Origin of the sequence: Salegentibacter sp. Hel_I_6, from assembly GCF_000745315.1 — a bacterium.
GTDB lineage: Bacteria > Bacteroidota > Bacteroidia > Flavobacteriales > Flavobacteriaceae > Salegentibacter.
On the sequence record NZ_JQNQ01000001.1, the window covers coordinates 275,135 to 294,877 of the forward strand.

The window sequence follows — 19,743 nt, forward strand, 5'->3', positions numbered from 1 at the left end:
TCAACAGAATGTTTGATACAGAGATAAAATCATTAAAATCACTTAACCACTACCTCCTTAAACTGGTAGAAAGCCGTCTATGGCTTAAAGTAATCATTGCCTTATTTTTAGGTGTTGGATTTGGTCTGCTATTGAGTCCACAAAATGGATGGATTTCTAAAGAAACAGCAGATATCGCGGGGAATTGGCTGGCATTGCCCGGTGTACTATTTCTGAAACTGGTTCAAATGATTATGATTCCGTTGATTGTGGCTTCCATCATCACAGGAATCGCAAGTAATGATAAGGACAGTTTAAAAAAATTAGGTGGTGGTGTTTTACTATATTTTTTGGGCACAACAATAGTTTCGGTTAGCATTGGTACGATACTATCCCAAATTTTTAGACCGGGTCGTTTTCTTCATCAACAAGCACTAAAAGAGCATAATGAAATTACGGCAGTTTCAACTGATGAACCCGAGCTTTCCTTCGGAGTTGAAACGATTCCTGATGCCATCTCAAACCTGCTTCCTGAAAATCCATTGGCATCTATGGTAAGTGGTGAAATGTTAAGTATTGTCATTTTCACAATCATTATTGGTGTAGCTGTGCTATCTCTTGAAAATGATTTACTGCGCCCAGTAAAGCTGCTTCTAAGTGCCATTCAGGAAGTCTGTATGACGGTGGTAAAATGGTCTATGTTATTAGTCCCTATTGCTGTTTTCGGACTTATGGCACAGCTTACCTCTAGTGTTGGTTTAAGTTCTCTTTCCGGTCTCACCTATTATGTTGGCGTCGTCCTGCTCGGTCTATTACTTTTGGTAATTTTCTATTTAGGGCTAATTGTGCTTCTTGGAAAAGCAAACCCTATGCATTTCTTAAAAAAAATAAGGGACGTTCAATTATTGGCCTTTTCAACCACAAGCTCTGCGGCCGTGATGCCACTTTCCCTTCAAACAGCCGAAGAAAAATTAAAGGTGGACAAGACCATTAGCAATTTTATCATTCCCATTGGCGCAACCGTCAATATGGATGGTACTGTACTTTATCAAACGATAACAACCCTTTTTATAGCCCAAGCCTATGGACTGGAAATGAGTTTACTCAATATTATTGTGGTCATTGTAACTATCGTTGCTGCTTCAATCGGCACACCTGCCATTCCCGGAGGTGGTGTGGTGATACTCGCTTCTGTTTTGGGAAGTGTTGGTATCCCAGCCGAAGGCATCATCATTATTATTGGTGTAGAAAGATTGTTGGGAATGTTCAGGACTGCTGTAAACGTAACGGGTGACCTTACAGCTTGTATGGTTTTTAATAGGTTGTATGGTATAAAAAACATTGAAATTCTTAAAAAAGAAGCTTTATAACTATGGATAGTACTATAAAACATATAGGTGTATTTACCTCTGGAGGTGATAGTCCAGGGATGAATGCAGCCTTGTACGCCATTACAAAAACGGCTGAAGTAAATGGTATAAACGTAAGCGGCTTTCGAAAAGGATATGAAGGATTGATAGACGGTGACTTGGTTCAATTAAAATCGCACGAATTACAAAAACTGACCCAAAAGGGTGGCACTATCCTTAAGACAGCCCGAAGCAAACGTTTTCTCGAACTGGAAGGTCGAAAAAAAGCCTTGCAAACTCTAAATGTAAACAAAATAGACGCTTTAATTGCCATTGGTGGTGATGGTACATTTAAAGGATTACTTGCTTTTTCAGAGATATGCGATATCCCATTCATAGGGATTCCCGGAACTATTGACAACGATATTTCGGGTACGGATTACACCCTTGGTTTCGATTCCGCAGTTAACACAGCCATTGAAAGCATTGATAAAATAAGGGATACTGCCGAATCTCACAATCGGGTATTTATCGTGGAAGTAATGGGTAGAGATTCTGGCTATATCGGCATTCATTCAGGATTGATGGTTGGCGCTGATGCCATACTCATCCCAGAGAGCGATACCGACTTTATTAACCTTTTGGATAAGGTAAAACATTACGATAGCGACGATGCTTTTCTAATCGTAGTTTCTGAAGGTGACGAAATTGGTGCCGAACTTGTTTCTTCAAAAATAAAGGAAGTCAATCCCAATGTCGATTTACGCATAACGAAGCTTGGCCACGTGCAACGAGGTGGAAACCCATCTGCTTTAGATAGAATGCTTGGTATTAGGCTTGGAGTGGCAGCAATAGATGCACTTTTGCAAGGGAAAAACAACGTAATGGTAGGGATTTTAAACAATCAATTGCACTTAACACCTTTTGAAGAGGTGGTTAAACAACATAAAATAAATGATGAGCTACAGGATCTTTTGAAACTATTTAGCTCATAAAACAAGAAAAATGAAAAAGTATAAAGAAGAAAGGCCTTGGGGAAACTTTGAACGCTTTACCCATAATGAGGTAAGCACCGTAAAGATACTCACGGTTATTCCAAACGAAGAACTAAGCCTCCAGTTTCACCACAACAGGGAAGAATTCTGGAGGGTACTGGAAGGAATGGGAAGTTTCGTAATAGGCGACAAAACAACAGTGGGCCAAAAAGGAGACGAATTTTTTATTCCAAAAGAAACCGTACATCAAATAAAAACATCAGATTCTTCGGTAAGCATCCTTGAAATAGCCTTTGGCAATTTTGATGAAAACGATATTGTTAGACTGGAGGATAAATACAACAGGGAAGACCCAAAATAATACAGAGACATGGAACATACAATTCAGATTAATACAGAAGTACCCATAGAAAAATTAGGGATCCTACTTAGTCCCACTAAATTGGAATTTGAAAATAACGGCGTGCTCAATCCTGGAATATTTCAAGAGGGTGAAGAGGTGCATATCTTTTACCGTGCGGTGGAAGATGGCAATTACTCTACCATTGGATATGCCAAAACCAATGAGCATTTAGATCTCATAGAAAGGAAATCAAGCCCGTTAATAACTCGTGATTTTGATTATGAAAAACATGGTGTGGAAGATGCTCGTATTGTTAAAATTGAAGATACCTATTATTTAACTTATACAGCTTATGACGGGTTCAATGCCATGGGTGCTTTGGCTACCTCCAAAGACATGAGACATTTCGATAAAAAAGGGATTATTACTCCAAAATTGAATTACAAGGAATATAAATACCATCTTGAATGTTGTAGTCAGGAAAAGTTAAACCCAAAATACTATCACTATTACAACCTTTTTGCTAGCATAGGTTTAGCAGATGAAAAACATAGATTTTTACGGGACAAGGATATTGTACTCTTCCCAAAAAAAATCAACGGGAAATTCGTCATGCTCCACCGTATATGGCCGGGAATACAAATAGTACAATTTGAAAAATGGGAAGACCTTACCAAAGAATTTTGGATAAATCATATAAGGAACCTCACCGATCATATCCTTATGGATCCGTTCTTCGATTTTGAAGTGAATTATCTGGGTGCGGGAGGCGCACCCATAGAAACAGAAGATGGTTGGCTGATAATATACCACGGGGTTTGTGAAACCAACATCGGAAAAACGTATCACGCGGCAGCTGCGCTATTGGATATTGAAGACCCTACAAAAGTAATCGGGAGGTTGCCTTATCCCTTGTTTTCCCCTTCAGAAAAATGGGAATTAGAAGGAGTGGTGAACCACGTGGTATTCCCTACGGGAACCTCATTGTTTGATGATGATCTCTATATCTATTATGGGGCAGCAGATAAACATATTGCTGTGGCCAAACTAAGCCTCAAACAATTATTGGGTGAGCTAAAAAAACATCCTTCACAGAAAAACACACCATAGTAGATAGCTGATAACGATTAATGTAATAACGAAATTAAAGTAACAAAATAGGTAACAGGAAACTATTGCACAAAAATCAAAATTATGGACACAACCCTAAAAATGATACTCATTTCTTCCTTTCCTCCCAGGGAGTGTGGTATTGCTACATTTTCACAAGACCTTGTCAACGCCGTGAAGAATATTTATGGCTGTACACTGCCTGTGGAAGTATATGCTTTGGAAAACGATCCGGAAAGATGTAAGGATAAAGATGATGTTACAGATACATTGCACAGCCCCACTCTAACCGATTACAGGAAAATCGCCGATGCCATAAACGAACGTACAGATGTGGGGATGGTATGCATTCAGCACGAGTTTGGTCTTTTTGGAGGAGACTATGGGGAGCATATTTTATCGTTCATGCTGGCCGTAAATAAACCCATAGTAACGGTTTTCCACACGGTATTGCCCAACGCGGACAGCAGGAGAAAAAGTATTGTAGCGGCTATCAACGATTTTTCTGAAAGATTAATTGTTCTTACCCATAATTCCCGTAAAATATTAATGAACGAATATGGTATTGCTTCCAAAAAAATTGAAGTGATTCCCCACGGTACACACATTGTTTTATGGAAAGAAAAAGGAACGCTAAAGAAGAAATATGATTTTACGCAAAACATAATCTTATCTTCCTTCGGGCTTCTTAGCGAAAATAAAAGTATTGAAACCGTGCTATATGCATTACCCAAAATTGTGCAAAAACATCCTAATGTATTGTTTTTGGTTTTAGGGAAAACACACCCTGAGGTTTTTAAAAGAGAAGGGGAAAAATACCGGGAAAGATTGGTTACCATTATTGATAAATTGAATCTAAAAGACCATGTAAGGTTTATCAATAAATACCTAGCACTTGAAAAAGTGCTCGAATACCTGAACCTTTCGGACATATACTTATTTTCTTCCAAAGATCCACATCAAGCGGTAAGCGGGACCTTTGTATATGCAATGAGTACAGGCTGTCCTGTGGTCTCCACCCCTATTCCCCACGCAAATGAATTGATAGATGATTCCAACGGGATACTGCTGAATGATTTCAACGATCCCGCACAATTCCAAAAAGCCATTCTCTATTTAATAGAAAATAAAGAGGAAAGGATAAAGATGGGCAAAAGCGCATTTTCTAAACTGCGCGCCACCAGCTGGCAAAATGTGGCCATTGGCTACGGCAGGGTGTTTTGGGAAATAACCAATAAAGATAAAGATCTATGTTATCAACTTCCCCCTGTAAAAGCCGCGCATATCGAAGAGCTCACTACCAATTTCGGAATGCTTCAATTCTCGCACTTTGATACACCCGATCCTTGTTCCGGCTATACTTTAGATGACAATGCCAGGGCATTGATTGCGATGACAATGTACTATGAGAGATATAACAATCCCGATACCTTAAAGCTGGTAACCCGGTATTTGGAGTTTATGGAATTTGTTCAACAAGAAAATGGATGGTTTCAAAACTATGTGGATTTTAACGGTAAAATAACTGCACAGAACAAAGAAGTTAATCTGGAAGATGCTAATGGCCGAGCCTTATGGAGCCTGGGATATGTGGTATCAAACAACCAATTGCTACCTGAGGCTGTTACTGAAAAGGCTAAAAAGTGTCTCGAAAAAGCATTGCCAAACGTTGCCAACTTTACTTCGCCCAGGGCTATCAGTTTTACTTTAAAAGGACTTTACTACTATCACACCACTTCTAATACCAGTATTGAAATATTGACGGAGAAATTAGTGAATAAATTAATGCGATATTATGAGCTTACTTCAGACCAAGACTGGAAGTGGTATGAAGATTACCTCACCTATGCCAATAGTGTCTTACCGGAAGCTATGATGTATGCCTATTTAATTTTAGGGAACAAAAAATATAAAGAAATAGCAGAAGTGACTTTTGATTTCCTGTTGTCCCAATATTTTATGAAAGGTGAAATCCAGGTAATTTCTAATAAGGGATGGTTTCACAAACGCAATCAACGCACTTTTTTTGGAGAACAACCCATAGAAGTAGCCTACACCATTTTTAGTCTGGAGTTGTTTTTTAAAGTAACACAAAAAAGCAAGTACAAAGAACAATTGCAAATTGCCTTTAGTTGGTTTCTGGGCAACAACCATCTTAACCAAATTATGTATAACCCGGTAAATGGGGCCTGTTATGACGGGCTGGAAAAGAACCACATCAATATTAATCAAGGAGCGGAATCTTCCATTTGTTATTTTATTGCCCGATTGGTTATGGATCACTGGGTAACGAAAAGTACAGAACCCTTTCAATTAAAAAAAGGTAAGTTATTTATGTGTGATTGTAATGATGAAAAACAGTGTGAACAACAGGAATATAAAGGAAGAAAGAAAAATATAAAAATTAAAAATTCGATATAGGTGCAAGAAAACCCACACCTAAGAAAGCTCTTATAAACACTTAAATCTTAATTATGGATCGAGTAAAAAATAAAATAGCCATTGTCACGGGAGGTGCCTCTGGCCTCGGAAAATCAAGTGCTATTTTGTTAGCACGTGAAGGAGCAAAAATAGTGATAACAGATTTGGACGAAGAAAACGGAAATGTAGTAGTTCAACAAATTAAAGATAATGGCGGTAAAGCCATATTCATCAAACAAGATGTATCCAAAGAAAATCAATGGAAAAAGGTAATCGATACTGCGCTCAAAACATTTGGAAAACTCCATATTCTGGCTAACGCTGCTGGAATAGCAGTTGGTAAAAACGTGGAAGAGATAACGCTTGGAGACTGGAAAAAACTTTTAAGCATCAATTTGGATGGCAGTTTCCTAGGCACCCAATACGGCATTAAGGCTATGAAAGAGACCGGGGAAGGTGGTTCAATCATTAACTTTTCTTCTATTGAAGGCCTTATTGGCGACCCCAATTTAGCTGCATATAACGCAAGTAAGGGTGGTATAACTTTATTTACCAAGTCTGCTGCACTTCATTGCGCGAAACAGGGTTATGGCATCCGTGTCAATTCCATTCATCCAGCTTATATATGGACACCAATGGTAGAAAATTTCCTTAAAGCCCAAGGTAATTTAGAAGAAGGAAAAAAGCAATTGGAAAGTTTGCACCCTGTTGGACATATGGGAGAGCCAGATGATATAGGTTATGGAGTGGTGTATCTGGCTTCGGATGAATCTAAATTTATGACAGGTTCTGAATTGGTAATCGACGGTGGTTATACTGCACAATAAAAGACAAATTTAAAAAACAATAAATTATGAAAAACATACTCGTACCTACAAATTTTTCCAAAAGCAGCCAGCAGGCTGCACAACTAGGAATAAAACTTGCCCAGACCTTTAAAGCAGAGATCCACTTCCTGCATATGATCCAAACCCCGATGGACTGGGTAGATCTGGATAAAACCAAAGAAAAAAGATATCCCGAAGTTTTGGGAAGAATAGGCGAGGCAAAAACGGAATTAAGGGAACTGGAACGGACTGCCGAGAAAAAAGGCCTAAAATGCAGGACTTTTATAGATTACAACCCTGGTCAGAAAAACATCCTCCACCACTCGGGACATTTTGAACATGATTTTATCGTGACAGGTAGTAGTGGAAAAAAAGGCTTTTTGGGAGAACTTATGGGCAGCTATACCGACCAAATCGTCAGAAATGCCGACGTACCCGTAATCGTGGCCAAGGAAACCGAAGCAAGTTTTCCTTGGCAAAATATCCTTTTTGTTTCCGATTTTCAAGAAGATGTGAGCAGGGCTTTTAAGGAAGTAATCCCACTGGTCCAAAAACTGGATGCAAAGCTAAACCTGCTCCGTATCAATACCGAGACTGACTTTAATAGTATTAACGATGGTCGGGCCCCAATAAAAGATTTTTTAAAAGGTTTCCCTGAACTGGAACAGGCAAAAACCCACGTGTACAATGGCCCGTCGGTGACCGAAGGGGTCAGTCATTTTACAAAACACAACCCGGTGGATATTATCGTGATGAGTACGCATGGAAAAACCGGTTTCCTAAGCCTTTTTTCCAAAAGTGTCGCAGAGGGCGTTGTACAAAAATTTGACCTGCCGGTAATGACTATTAAGGTATAACGATGAATAAACCACTCTTAATAAAAAAAAATTCCGGCGAGTACGAAGCTTTTGATATAAACAAACTCATCAACTCCCTACGTCGCTCACGGGCAGATGAGGATATTATTCAGGATATAGCCCGGAAAGTACAAGAGCAGATTGAAGAAGGAATGACAACCAAAAAAATCTATCAGTTGGCTTTCAAGATGCTAAAACGAAAATCTAGGGTAAGTGCCTCAAAGTACAAGCTCAAAAAAGCTTTAATGGAACTAGGTCCAACCGGTTTTCCATTTGAAAAGTTAGTAGGCAAACTATTGGCACACGAAGGATTTTCAACACAGGTTGGTGTCATAGTTCAAGGCAATTGCGTTCAGCACGAAGTGGATGTGATAGCGCAAAAAGGAAATAAACATTATATGATTGAATGTAAATACCATAGTGACCAAGGCAGGTTTTGCAATGTAAAAATCCCATTATATATCCATTCACGGTTTTTGGACGTGGAAAAGCAATGGAAACACCAAAAAGGTCACGAGGCTAAACTTCATAAAGGCGGGGTTTACACCAATACGCGTTTCACAACCGATGCCATTCAGTACGGGAAATGTGTTGGAATGCTTATGACCAGTTGGGATTATCCAAGAGGAAATGGTCTCAAGGACAGAATAGATAAATCGGGGCTACATCCCTTAACCGCTTTAACAACACTTACCAAAGCTGAAAAAACAAAATTATTGGATCAAGGCATCATACTCTGCAAGGAGCTACACGAAAATCCAGACTTTTTGGAACAAATGGGTATCAGTAAGCTAAGGCAAAATAAGATACTCGAAGATTCAAGAGAATTATGTAGATCCCATTAATTCAAATAATGAATAATTACTAATTTTTAAAAATAATACAAATGAAAACTGAAGAATTGCAAAAACAGGGCAACATAGATTTAGAACCATTTTACCAGGCATTGGAAGATGACTCAAAACTACTTGAAGAAGCCCTTGAGATATTATTGGAAATGGTTCACTTTGAACCTAAATCAGTAAAGAAATTGGCTCTTTTTATTAAAGAGGATTCTCGTAATCTATATAAAGAAATAGTGGAATTGAGCAAATCAAAACAAGATAAAGGAAATACACCTTCCTGCTGTGGTGGACTCTAAATAAATACTATAACGATGAAAAACAAAAAAATAAACATCCACTTTTTGGGAGCGGCAGGCACCGTGACTGGCTCAAAATATTTGGTGGATACAGGAGATAGAAAGATACTTATAGACTGTGGCCTCTTCCAAGGGTTAAAGGAATTACGCCTTAAAAACTGGGAGTACCCACCTGTTAATGTAGGTGATATTGATGCTGTTTTGCTCACCCACGGCCATATGGACCACACAGGTTATCTGCCGAGATTGGTAAAGCAAGGTTTCAAAGGGCCCATCTATGGTACCAATCCCACCTTGGACATTGCAAAAATCATTTTGAATGATAGTGCAAAAATTCAGGAACAAGAAGCAGAACGTGCCAATAAAGAAGGCTATTCCAAACATAATCCTGCTGAACCACTTTACGATTTAAATGATGTAGAAAAAACTATCCCTCATTTTAAAGGAATTCCGCAATCACAATGGATTCCATTGTTTGATGGCATAAGGGCTCGATTTCAATATAATGGACACATTCTGGGAGCAACTTACATTGAGTTGGATGTACACAGGAAACGTTTTGTGTTTTCTGGCGATATAGGCAGAACAAACGATTTATTACTGTTTCCGCCATTAAAGCCAAAAAAGGCAGATGTATTATTTATTGAATCCACCTACGGAGGAAGATTTCATCCTGATGAAGTAGAAGCACTTCCACAGATAGAAAAATTGGTCAATGACACCATCAACAGAGGTGGCAGCCTATTTGTTCCAAGTTTTTCAGTAGAACGTGCCCAATTGATGATGCTGATTTTTTGGAAATTATTGAAAGAGAAGAAAATACCAAAAATACAAATGATAATGGATAGCCCAATGGGAGCAAGTGTATTAGAATTGTTTCATCGCACAAGAGATTGGCACAGGTTGGAAGATAACGAATGTGACGAAATGTGCTCGCACTTTACGGTCGTAAGCAGTTATCGGGAAACAATGGAATTACGAACAGATAATAAACCGAAAATCGTGATTGCAGGAAGCGGAATGCTCACAGGCGGAAGAATGCTAAACTACCTTGAAACACAGGCACAAAACCCCAACAACACCTTGCTTTTTGTGGGTTATCAAGCTGAAGGTACGCGAGGCAGAAAATTATTGGAAGGCGATAAGGAACTAAAAGTCTATGGAAAATGGGTGCCCTTTGATATGGAAGTTGCAGAAATTGAAGGGCTTTCGGCACACGCAGACCACGCAGAACTTATGGACTGGATGGATAAGATAAAAAACAAACCCGAACGTATTTTCATTGTACACGGTGAAAAAGAGAGTGCAGAAGCATTGCAAAAAGGCATCAAGGAAACCTATGGGTGGGATGCAGAAATTCCGCAATTATACACCATCGAAGAAATAGAATAAATCGAAAAATCACAACAACCAATAAAATATGGACACACACTCAAACATATTAAAATATAAACATCTCGGAATCTATACCCAAAACGAAAATGTAGTGTATATGCGCGAAGATTGCCACGTCTGTATTTCAGAAGGGTTTGAGGCACTTACCCGAATAAGAATATCCAATGCAAATACATCAATCGTAGCAAGTCTTAATGTCCTGAATTCTGATATTCTGTTGCCTAATGAAATCGGACTATCAGATGCTGCTGCGAAAAAACTCAATGTTTCCCCAAACGATACATTATATGTTTCCCATTTAGAGCCTATTGAATCCTTAAGCCACGTCAGGGCAAAAATCTATAACAAAAAACTGGATTATAAGGCCTATAACAACATCATAACCGATATCGTGGAAGGCGATTATTCCAACATCCACCTTTCGGCATTTATTACTGCCTGTGCTGGCGACCGAATGGATATTGATGAAATATCCGACCTAACGAAAGCAATGATTGCTTCCGGAAAGCAACTGAACTGGAACAAGGATATCGTGGTCGACAAACATTGTATTGGCGGATTGCCTGGCAATAGGACAACACCATTGGTAGTTGCCATTGTTGCCGCGTATGGGCTTACTATGCCAAAAACATCCTCACGGGCAATCACTTCGCCAGCAGGCACAGCAGATACAATGGAAGTACTGACCAATGTTACGCTCTCTTCCGAGGAAATAAAGACCGTAGTAGAAAAAGAAGGCGGATGTTTTGTTTGGGGCGGTACAGCGCAGTTAAGTCCTGCCGATGATGTGCTCATTAAAATTGAAAAAGCCTTGGATATTGATAGCGAAGGTCAGCTCATCGCTTCAGTACTCTCTAAAAAGGCAGCAGCTGGTTCTACTCACGTGGTCATTGATATTCCCGTGGGAGAAACCGCCAAGGTTCGCAGTACCGAAATGGCAGAAAAACTAAAAAATCATATGGAAACCGTTGGAACTGCTGTTGGGTTGAATGTAAAAGTTGTAGTTACGGATGGCACGCAGCCTGTTGGAAGAGGTATCGGTCCAACTTTAGAAGCCATAGATATATTAAAAGTTTTGAAAAATGAGGAAGATGCACCTAAAGACTTAACAGAAAGAGCATTGCTTTTAGCTACTGAACTATTAGAACTTTCTGGAAAAGTAGAAAAAGGAAAGGGACAGGAAACCGCACATAAAATTCTCAAATCTGGAAAAGCATATGAAAAATTCGTAGCCATTTGTAAGGCGCAAGGTCAATTTTCAAAACCAGTTTTAGCACCTTATAAAATTGAAATTAAAGCTGAAAAGTCAGGCGTTTTGCAACGAATTGATAACCGTAAAATTGCAAAACTGGCCAAGCTTTCTGGAGCACCACAATCTAAATCGGCAGGGATTCTTCTAAATGTGCATTTGGGAGAACAAATCGAAGAGAACCAACTGCTTTATACCATATATGCTGAATCCAAAGGTGAACTTAATTATGCCTTGGAATATGAAAACAACCATAACGACATCATAACTATAATTTAAAAAACTATGAAAACAATATTATTCAGTCTTCCCGGAAATGAAGAACTCACAGAACTTATGGCTACAAAAATGGATGCTGAAGTGGGCAAAGCCACTTTGCGTAATTTTCCTGATGGGGAATCGTACACACGTATATTATCTGATGTTAAAGATAAATGTGTGGTACTGGTATGCACCTTACACGAACCGGACGAAAAACTGTTGCCGCTTTATTTTTTAAGTCACACAGCCAAATCATTGGGGGCAATGTGTACCTGTTTGGTAGCACCCTATTTGGCGTATATGCGGCAGGACAAAGTATTTAATGAAGGTGAAGGAGTGACTTCTGGTTTCTTCGGAAAATTGATATCAGGTTTTGCCGATAGCATTACCACGGTTGACCCTCACTTGCACAGAATTAGTTCGTTGGGAGAAGTATATCAAATTCCAAATAAAGTGATTCACGCTGCCGATGCCATTTCAGAATGGATAAAAGAAAACATTGAAAACCCGGTACTTATCGGACCTGATTCTGAAAGTGAACAATGGGTATCAGAAGTCGCCAAAAATGCAGGAGCACCATTTACGGTATTACAAAAGGTGCGTCACGGTGACCGTGATGTAGAAGTCTCTGTTCCCGATGTGGATATATATAAAGATGCTACACCCATTTTGGTAGATGATATTATTTCCACAGCCCGAACAATGATTGAAACCGTACAACATCTTAAAAAAGCAGGAATGAAACCACCTATTTGTGTAGGCATTCACGCCGTTTTTTCAGGAAACGCCTATCAAGATTTATTGGATTCCGGAGTAGAAAAAATAGTGACTTGTAATACCATCCCACACTCTTCAAATGGAATAGATTTAAGTGATATTATGGCAAAAGAGGTAAAAAAATTAATGCACCATATATGAGAAAACAAGGCTTTATAGTACTAATCACTTTATTCAGCATCACAATGACTGGACAAACTGAAATGCTCATTGGGCAGATTTCAGGCAGAGTTGTTATTCGGGAAAACTTTGATGAAAATGGTTCTTTTTTAAATAAACAAACTTTCAAAGCCAGTGAAACAATAAAGAAAAATGGATACTATGAAATTGAGGTAGTTACGGAATTGTTTGATAAAGACAAAAAATCGACCGATAAATACACCACAACCTATCGCTGTAAGCCTGATGAGGCAAGTGTAATGGTAATGGCTTTTCCGTTTTCAAACCCAAAATCAAAGGAGACCGAAATTAATACCACCTCTAAAAAATTTAAAGAGCTCTACGATTTGGACAACCTTGAAGATATAGAATTGGAAATGAGTTTTGATTCGGGCTTGTTGAATTTTTTTGGCTCAAAAAGTACCATAAAAATTTACGACCGAAAATTTAATAATAGCGAAAATAATATTAATTCAAAAATTAACATTAAGGCCTATGCCTTGGGAATTCGCATTAAGCAACTCAATTATACTGTTAACGAGAAATTAAATGCACAAGGTCTATTGACCTTTCAAAAATTTACCGAAGAAGACAACAGTTATTTTACAATGACTTATAAATAAAAATAAATGAAAAATTATAACACCCTTTCAGAAGCTATTAACGATTTGCAGACAAACGAATACCCTTATGATTTCAACTTAAAACCTGAATGTCTGGAATGTGCTTCCCTGAAAATTGAGATTCGACCAGAAGATTTTAAAGTGGATAAAATATATCGCTTTGAAGGAATGAGCAGTACCGATGATAACAGCATTTTATATGCAATATCTTCCAAAAAAGAGCTTAAAGGTCTTTTAGTAGATGCCTATGGCGTCTATGCCGAAAACATTTCGGAAGCTATGAGAAAAAAATTACGATAACACTTAAACAAGACAATAATGGAAAATCACGAACACCACAATCACGATGAAATGGACCATTCTAAAATGGACCATTCGAAGATGAAACACAAAAAAGAAGACCATTCTAAAATGAACCACAAAGGTGGAGACCATTCTGGCCACAATCCAGGGCACGGAGAACACGGGCACGACCATCATAAAATGATGATTGCCGATTTTAGAAAACGGTTTTGGGTAACCCTTGTACTTACTATTCCCATACTGTTCTTCTCGCCGATGATTCAGGACTTTTTTGGATATGAGTTTTTGCTTCCCGGAAATCCATATATCCTTTTTGCACTTTCCACAATCGTATATTTCTATGGTGGTTGGCCATTTTTAAAAGGATTCTGGTCTGAAATCAAAAAAGGTGCGCCAGGGATGATGACCCTTATTTCTATGGCCATTACCGTGGCTTACGTTTATAGTTCGGCAACCGTGTTCGGCTTAGAAGGAGTTGATTTTTTCTGGGAACTGGCTACCCTTATCGCTATTATGTTGGTAGGACATTGGATAGAGATGAAAAGCGTCTTGGGAGCATCAAAGGCCTTACAGCTTTTGGTAAGTATGATGCCCGCAGAAGCGCATAGGGTAAAGGATGATACCATAGAAGATATTCCGTTGGAAGATTTGTTAAAAGATGATGTGATTTTGGTTAAACCAGGTGAAAAAGTTCCTGCTGATGGGATTATAGTAGACGGTTCAAGTTACCTGAACGAATCTATGCTTACAGGCGAATCCAAACCTGTAAAAAAAGATGAAAACGATAAGGTTATTGGTGGTTCGGTAAATGGTAACAGTACCTTAAAAGTAAAGGTTGAGCATACTGGAAAAGATAGCTATCTCAACAAGGTCATCAAAATGGTCGAAGAAGCGCAAAAAACCAAATCAAAAATGCAAAACCTCTCGGATAGAGCTGCAAAATGGCTTACCTATATCGCATTAGGTATTGGTTTTGGAACATTAGCGGTATGGCTGATTTTAGGCTTTCCATTTGTCTATGCTTTAGAAAGAATGGTTACCGTTATGGTCATTGCTTGTCCACACGCATTAGGTCTTGCTATACCACTTGTGGTTGCTATTTCTACTGCTGTTTCAGCTCAAAACGGGTTATTAATTCGAAATAGGACAGCTTTTGAAGAATCCCGAAAAATATCAGCTTTATTGTTTGATAAAACGGGAACATTGACCAAAGGCGATTTTGGCGTTACTCGAATTGAGTCTGTTAGCGAAACTTATTCATCTGAAGAAATTTTAAGGCTTTCGAGTGCATTGGAACAAAGTTCGGAACATCCTATCGCCGTAGGTATTATTAAAAAAGTCAAAGAAGATAATATGACCATCCCAAAGCCTGAAAACTTTAATGCAATTACAGGTAAAGGCGTTGAGGCCAATGTAGAAGGTAAGCAAGTAAAAGTGGTTAGTCCTGGTTTTTTAAGGGATGAAAAAATCACTATTCCCGAAGACGCATACAGTGATGCCGCTGAAACAGTTGTTTTTGTCTTGATTGATGGAAAATTAGCTGGTTACATTGCTCTTGCCGATGAAATACGACCAGAATCTGCCGAAGCCATAAAAGTCTTTAAAAAGAATAACATTAAAGTTTTGATGGCAACAGGAGATAACGAAAAAACAGCCAAAGCTGTAAGTGATAAGCTTGGCTTGGATGGTTACTATGCTGAAGTGCTGCCACATCAAAAGGTAGAAATTGTAGAAAAGTTACAAAACAAAGGAGAATTTGTGGCTATGACTGGCGATGGTGTAAACGATGCGCCTGCACTTGCAAAAGCTGATGTTGGTATTGCCGTTGGTTCAGGTACTGACGTGGCCGCTGAAACCGCGGATATTATTTTGGTAAACAGCAATCCGCAAGATATTGCTAACCTGATTCTTTTCGGCAAGGCTACCTACAATAAAATGATCCAGAACCTTGTGTGGGCTACAGGATATAATGTCGTGGCTATTCCTTTAGCAGCCGGTGTATTATATTCTTCAGGCTTTGTTTTAGGTCCTGCGGTTGGTGCGGTATTTATGAGTTTAAGTACGATTATAGTAGCTATTAATGCGCAATTATTAAAGCGAAAAATCGGTAAAAAATAGATGGAAAGAAAAGAAAAACTCAACAGGATATCTTTAATCCTGTTGAGTTTATTTGTAGTGATGTTGGGTTATGGTATTTTATTGCCAACCCTTCCCTACTATACCGAAAGATTAGCTTTAGGAGATAACCTAGATACTGATTCGATTAACTTTCATATTGGTTTTTTGACCAGTATTTATCCGCTCTTCCAGCTTCTTTTCGTTGTACTCTGGGGCAGGCTATCCGATAAATACGGACGTAAGCCCATTATCATGGTTGGGCTAATCGGCTTTGTAATTATGCAATTACTTACCGGTCTTGCTACATCATTGACGATGCTCTATATAGCTAGAATCTTCGGAGGTATTTTTACATCAGCTGTAATTCCCGTTAGTAATGCATATCTTAGTGATATCACTTCTATAAAGCACAGGACCAAGGTTATGGCCTGGTCTGGGGTAGCGATAAGTTCAGGGGTTATTTTTGGCCCTGTTTTAGGTAGCCTTCTATCCCAAACCAATCTACATTTCAAGTATTCCTTGGGAATATTACATTTGGATCGCTTTTCAATCCCCTTTCTCCTGGTTGCTCTTTTGGGTTTTGTTATATTGAGCATACTCATAAAATGGCTTGGGAACACAACACCTATAAGTCGGTTTGTTTCAGAAGCACAAAAATTGAGCTTTAGCTTTAGTAGGTTCTTTACTGTCCTATTACTGCTTTCTTTTGTAATGCAATTCGTAATTACCCTCTTCGAAACGGTTTTTTCAATTTACGGAAAAAATGAGTTGTTATTTTCTAGTAATCAAATAGGCATTGGCTTTATGCTTTGTGGAGTGGTAATGGCCGTATTACAGCCAGTATTTGCAACCTATGGGGAAAAACTATTAACGGCAAAGCAGCAAATTGCAGCCGGGTTGTTTATTTCAGGAATTTCAATGATTGCATTCCCATTTTTTAATAATGAATTTGCCGTCTATTTATTAATCATCATATTCGCCGCAGGAGGTGCTATGGTGACCCCAAACCTACTTTCAGCTGTTTCCCAACTTTCAAAAGAAAATGCGGGCAGCAATATTTCTATCCAAACATCGGCAAATAGTGTGGGACAAATTTTAGGTCCGGTTATAGGGACTTGGCTTATTACAGGTGGGTTTTATTTTCCCTTTATTATTGCCGGCATCATTATATTGACCGCCATTGGATTACTTTATTTTTATAAAAGCTTTAATAGTAAAACAACTAAAATAGGACAAGACAACAAAGTATCCTAAGAAAAGCAATAATCTTATTTCTTAAAAATATATTTAAATTTTTATTATCTCATAATCATTTAATTTTTTAAGGCAGTTCCAGAGCGCCATCAGCATCACTCTGATTGGTGAAATAAGTCCGTCCATCTGCTAAAAAATGTGATCCTAATTGGTCACCTACGTTTTTTGTGGTACAAACTTTTACTATTCTGATTTTAGCTATTTATATATATTGTAATATCACCCCAATTTCATAAGAATCAGTTCAATACTACGACGGAAAAGACTTCACAATTCCTCGCGCTCTATATTACGTATAGTAATACTATCCAGACGACCGTCTATAAGTTTCCGACTAATGAGCTGAGTGTCCATCCTGTCATTTGTGGTGTATTGCTCCTTTCCTTTACGGTCTGTATCAGCGGGATTCACTAATAGGGATTTCCCTCTAAAGGTCTCAAAGCTGCGATAGGCACAATAGAATAATCTTAATAATATCAATTAAAATATAAAGTTCATTCGGTAGTCACTTCACCACAATATTTGATAAAACGAAATAACCAAGTCTGGGCTATGGCGACCATATTTATCCCGGTTATCATAAGGTTTTATTCTGAATAATTTTAATTAATATTAAATTTCAGGGAATTCGGACTTTCAAAAAATGTTGTACCCAGTCCAAAAAAAAAGATTTCAATTTCTTGAAACCTTGTCAATGCCAGTAGAGGGACTTGGACTCGAGAGACCTTCTGGTTATAAACTTGGTATTACCAAATGTCAGATATTTATCAACGGTTGATTAACCATCATAAATCATGTTATTACAGACTTTTAATCCATATAAATTTAAAAATTAATAACTTCATCAAGTGCTTCATCAGCATCCCGGTGCATAAAATTAGCTTGATAATTCAAGGTAGTTTTTAAATCACTATGACGATAGAGCTTTTGTAACATTAATGGATGAATTCGATCGCCAGCAATATTACCAAAGCTATGCCTAGCAATGTGATTAGATAAGTTTTTTTCGATTCCACATTCCGTGGCAATTAGCTTTAAGCATTTATTAAAAACCTTCGTAGCACTTTTTGTTTTTATATAAATTTGTTCAGCATCCTTAGGATTGGTATTTCTTAAAAAGGGGAATACAAAACCTTTATTAAGGTGTTTCTCCTTTTTGTAATAATTTAAAATTTTTTCCGCTTTCAAAGGAATTTTAAGGCTGAGTGCTTTTTCATTTTTGTTCATCACATAATAAAGACGATCGTCCTTAAAATCAGACCACTTCATTTTAACCACATCGGAAATACGAATTCCTGCGAAATAAAAAGAAAATAACCATATGTTGTGCGTATGCCAGATAGAAGTATTTTCCTCCAATTTCAACTGTTCAATTTTCTCAACCTCTTCTACGCTAAGTCCTACTTTATTACCAGAACCAATTCTAATTTTTTCCTTATCTCCGGCAAAAGGATAATATTTTTGATCAATAATTCCTTGCTTAATTGCTAAATTAAACAGGGTTCTAATTAAAATAAGCTGATTAGTAATAGTTCTGGTTTTTTGTCCTAAATAAGAATAGCAAAAGGTTTTGTATTTATTAATGAATACTTCATCGATATCTCTAAAAGAAAGAGCTTTACTTTTTTTGAAATGCTCTACCCCATCCATCCATACATATTTATTACGACGAGCATTACTGATACGTTTCAATCTGCGTTCCTTTATATCCTCAATGATCGCTGACTTCCTTTTAGTCCTTTTAAAGTTTAAAAATTCTTCAATATTATACAGTATAGATAAATCACCTTTTGCAACTGAGAATATTCCCCTCTCATATTTTTCCATTATACGTTCAGCCGCTAATTCAAAAAATGATTTTTGCCCCCTGGCTCCCTTTAATTTTTGCTTGATCTGTTTTGGAGTAACACGATCTTCAGAGTGGAAAAATAGGTTATTAGCCTCAACCATTTTCTTCATTAAAAAAATGTTGAGCTGTTGCGAGTTTGGATGACTATTCTTAGCCATTCCAGCATTTTTATCCCAATCTTTTTCAAAAACATACTGTCCAAGCCACTTGTAATTAGTTTTATAATTCTCACTAATTCTCAGTGCTAGAGGAATTCTTCCATCTTTTCGAATCATATTCTTCCTTAAAACTATTTTTATACTAGCCATAACTATTTAATTTAGAACTTTATAAAGATAAATAATTAGTTTAAAAACTAGTACAGAATAAGTACAGAATAAGTACAAAATCACTTGATTTTAACAGAATTCAATTGATTGCAAAAAATACGTAATTAACTGATAATCATATATTTTAACGGTTTTTAATCTATTTTGAATAACTACTTGTCGATGTTCATAACCCGGAGGTCCCGAGTTCAAATCTCGGTCTCGCTACAGGAATAACAAAGCCTTCGAGAAATCGGAGGCTTTTTTTTATTCTATGGGTACAGAATTAAGTTTAAAAATAACCTTAATTTTATTGTATTATGACACGGAAAATTCACCTCATCACAAATAAGCCTGGCAGATTAGCCTATACTTATATTCAGTTTTTTAAGGATCCTAAGCTTTTGAAATTTGAGCATTATCTA

Annotated in this window: 18 protein-coding genes; 16 read left to right on the plus strand and 2 right to left on the minus strand. The window is 37.7% G+C overall.

Annotated features, from left to right (window positions below):
• Window positions 1-8 precede the first annotated feature (8 nt).
• From FG27_RS01265 to FG27_RS01340, 16 genes are all read left to right on the plus strand, one after another.
• A complete protein-coding gene (locus tag FG27_RS01265) occupies window positions 9-1,349 on the plus strand; it encodes a dicarboxylate/amino acid:cation symporter (protein WP_037314456.1) in 1,341 nt (446 codons plus the stop codon).
• A 2-nt stretch (window positions 1,350-1,351) separates the two neighbouring features.
• Window positions 1,352-2,323, plus strand: coding sequence for a 6-phosphofructokinase (locus FG27_RS01270; protein WP_037314458.1), 972 nt, complete (start codon window positions 1,352-1,354; stop codon window positions 2,321-2,323).
• Window positions 2,324-2,333: 10 nt separating this feature from the next.
• Window positions 2,334-2,684 (plus strand): phosphomannose isomerase type II C-terminal cupin domain, encoded by a 351-nt coding sequence (locus tag FG27_RS01275; protein ID WP_037314460.1) that lies wholly within the window; start codon window positions 2,334-2,336, stop codon window positions 2,682-2,684.
• 9 nt (window positions 2,685-2,693) lie between these two features.
• Window positions 2,694-3,776 (plus strand): pesticidal protein Cry7Aa, encoded by a 1,083-nt coding sequence (locus FG27_RS01280; RefSeq protein WP_037314462.1) that lies wholly within the window; start codon window positions 2,694-2,696, stop codon window positions 3,774-3,776.
• A gap of 84 nt (window positions 3,777-3,860) precedes the next feature.
• The gene (locus tag FG27_RS01285; RefSeq protein ID WP_037314464.1) at window positions 3,861-6,197 is read left to right on the plus strand and encodes a glycosyltransferase; all 2,337 of its coding nucleotides are present in this window, start codon (window positions 3,861-3,863) and stop codon (window positions 6,195-6,197) included.
• 53 nt (window positions 6,198-6,250) lie between these two features.
• Entirely contained in the window at window positions 6,251-7,024 is a 774-nt protein-coding gene (locus tag FG27_RS01290; protein ID WP_037314466.1) for an SDR family oxidoreductase, read from the plus strand.
• A gap of 26 nt (window positions 7,025-7,050) precedes the next feature.
• Window positions 7,051-7,881 carry a universal stress protein gene (locus tag FG27_RS01295; RefSeq protein ID WP_037314467.1) on the plus strand — a complete coding sequence of 277 codons (831 nt, stop codon included), beginning with the start codon at window positions 7,051-7,053 and terminating at the stop codon, window positions 7,879-7,881.
• A 2-nt stretch (window positions 7,882-7,883) separates the two neighbouring features.
• On the plus strand, window positions 7,884-8,726 hold the full coding sequence (locus FG27_RS01300; RefSeq protein ID WP_037314469.1) for an ATP cone domain-containing protein: 843 nt from the start codon (window positions 7,884-7,886) through the stop codon (window positions 8,724-8,726).
• 41 nt (window positions 8,727-8,767) lie between these two features.
• Window positions 8,768-9,022: a hypothetical protein gene (locus FG27_RS01305; RefSeq protein WP_013072813.1), complete on the plus strand. Its 255-nt coding sequence runs from the start codon at window positions 8,768-8,770 to the stop codon at window positions 9,020-9,022.
• Between the two features lie 15 nt (window positions 9,023-9,037).
• A complete protein-coding gene (locus tag FG27_RS01310; RefSeq protein ID WP_037314473.1) occupies window positions 9,038-10,414 on the plus strand; it encodes an MBL fold metallo-hydrolase RNA specificity domain-containing protein in 1,377 nt (458 codons plus the stop codon).
• Between the two features lie 28 nt (window positions 10,415-10,442).
• Complete coding sequence (locus FG27_RS01315; protein ID WP_037314474.1) at window positions 10,443-11,945, plus strand: thymidine phosphorylase family protein; 1,503 nt, start codon at window positions 10,443-10,445, stop codon at window positions 11,943-11,945.
• Window positions 11,946-11,951: 6 nt separating this feature from the next.
• Window positions 11,952-12,845, plus strand: coding sequence for a ribose-phosphate pyrophosphokinase (locus FG27_RS01320; protein WP_034886808.1), 894 nt, complete (start codon window positions 11,952-11,954; stop codon window positions 12,843-12,845).
• Complete coding sequence (locus tag FG27_RS01325) at window positions 12,842-13,486, plus strand: hypothetical protein (protein WP_037314483.1); 645 nt, start codon at window positions 12,842-12,844, stop codon at window positions 13,484-13,486. Before FG27_RS01320 ends, FG27_RS01325 begins: the two co-directional genes overlap by 4 nt.
• Before the next feature lie 6 nt (window positions 13,487-13,492).
• A complete protein-coding gene (locus FG27_RS01330) occupies window positions 13,493-13,786 on the plus strand; it encodes a hypothetical protein (protein ID WP_009778877.1) in 294 nt (97 codons plus the stop codon).
• Window positions 13,787-13,804: 18 nt separating this feature from the next.
• Window positions 13,805-15,907 (plus strand): copper-translocating P-type ATPase, encoded by a 2,103-nt coding sequence (locus tag FG27_RS01335; RefSeq protein WP_037314489.1) that lies wholly within the window; start codon window positions 13,805-13,807, stop codon window positions 15,905-15,907.
• Window positions 15,908-17,161 carry an MFS transporter gene (locus FG27_RS01340; RefSeq protein ID WP_051935725.1) on the plus strand — a complete coding sequence of 418 codons (1,254 nt, stop codon included), beginning with the start codon at window positions 15,908-15,910 and terminating at the stop codon, window positions 17,159-17,161.
• Window positions 17,162-17,428: 267 nt separating this feature from the next.
• Here FG27_RS01340 and FG27_RS19060 read toward each other — a convergent pair whose 3' ends face one another.
• Entirely contained in the window at window positions 17,429-17,641 is a 213-nt protein-coding gene (locus FG27_RS19060; protein WP_156101176.1) for a hypothetical protein, read from the minus strand.
• A gap of 345 nt (window positions 17,642-17,986) precedes the next feature.
• Window positions 17,987-19,318 carry a site-specific integrase gene (locus FG27_RS01345; protein WP_037314492.1) on the minus strand — a complete coding sequence of 444 codons (1,332 nt, stop codon included), beginning with the start codon at window positions 19,316-19,318 and terminating at the stop codon, window positions 17,987-17,989.
• Between the last annotated feature and the right edge of the window lie 425 nt (window positions 19,319-19,743).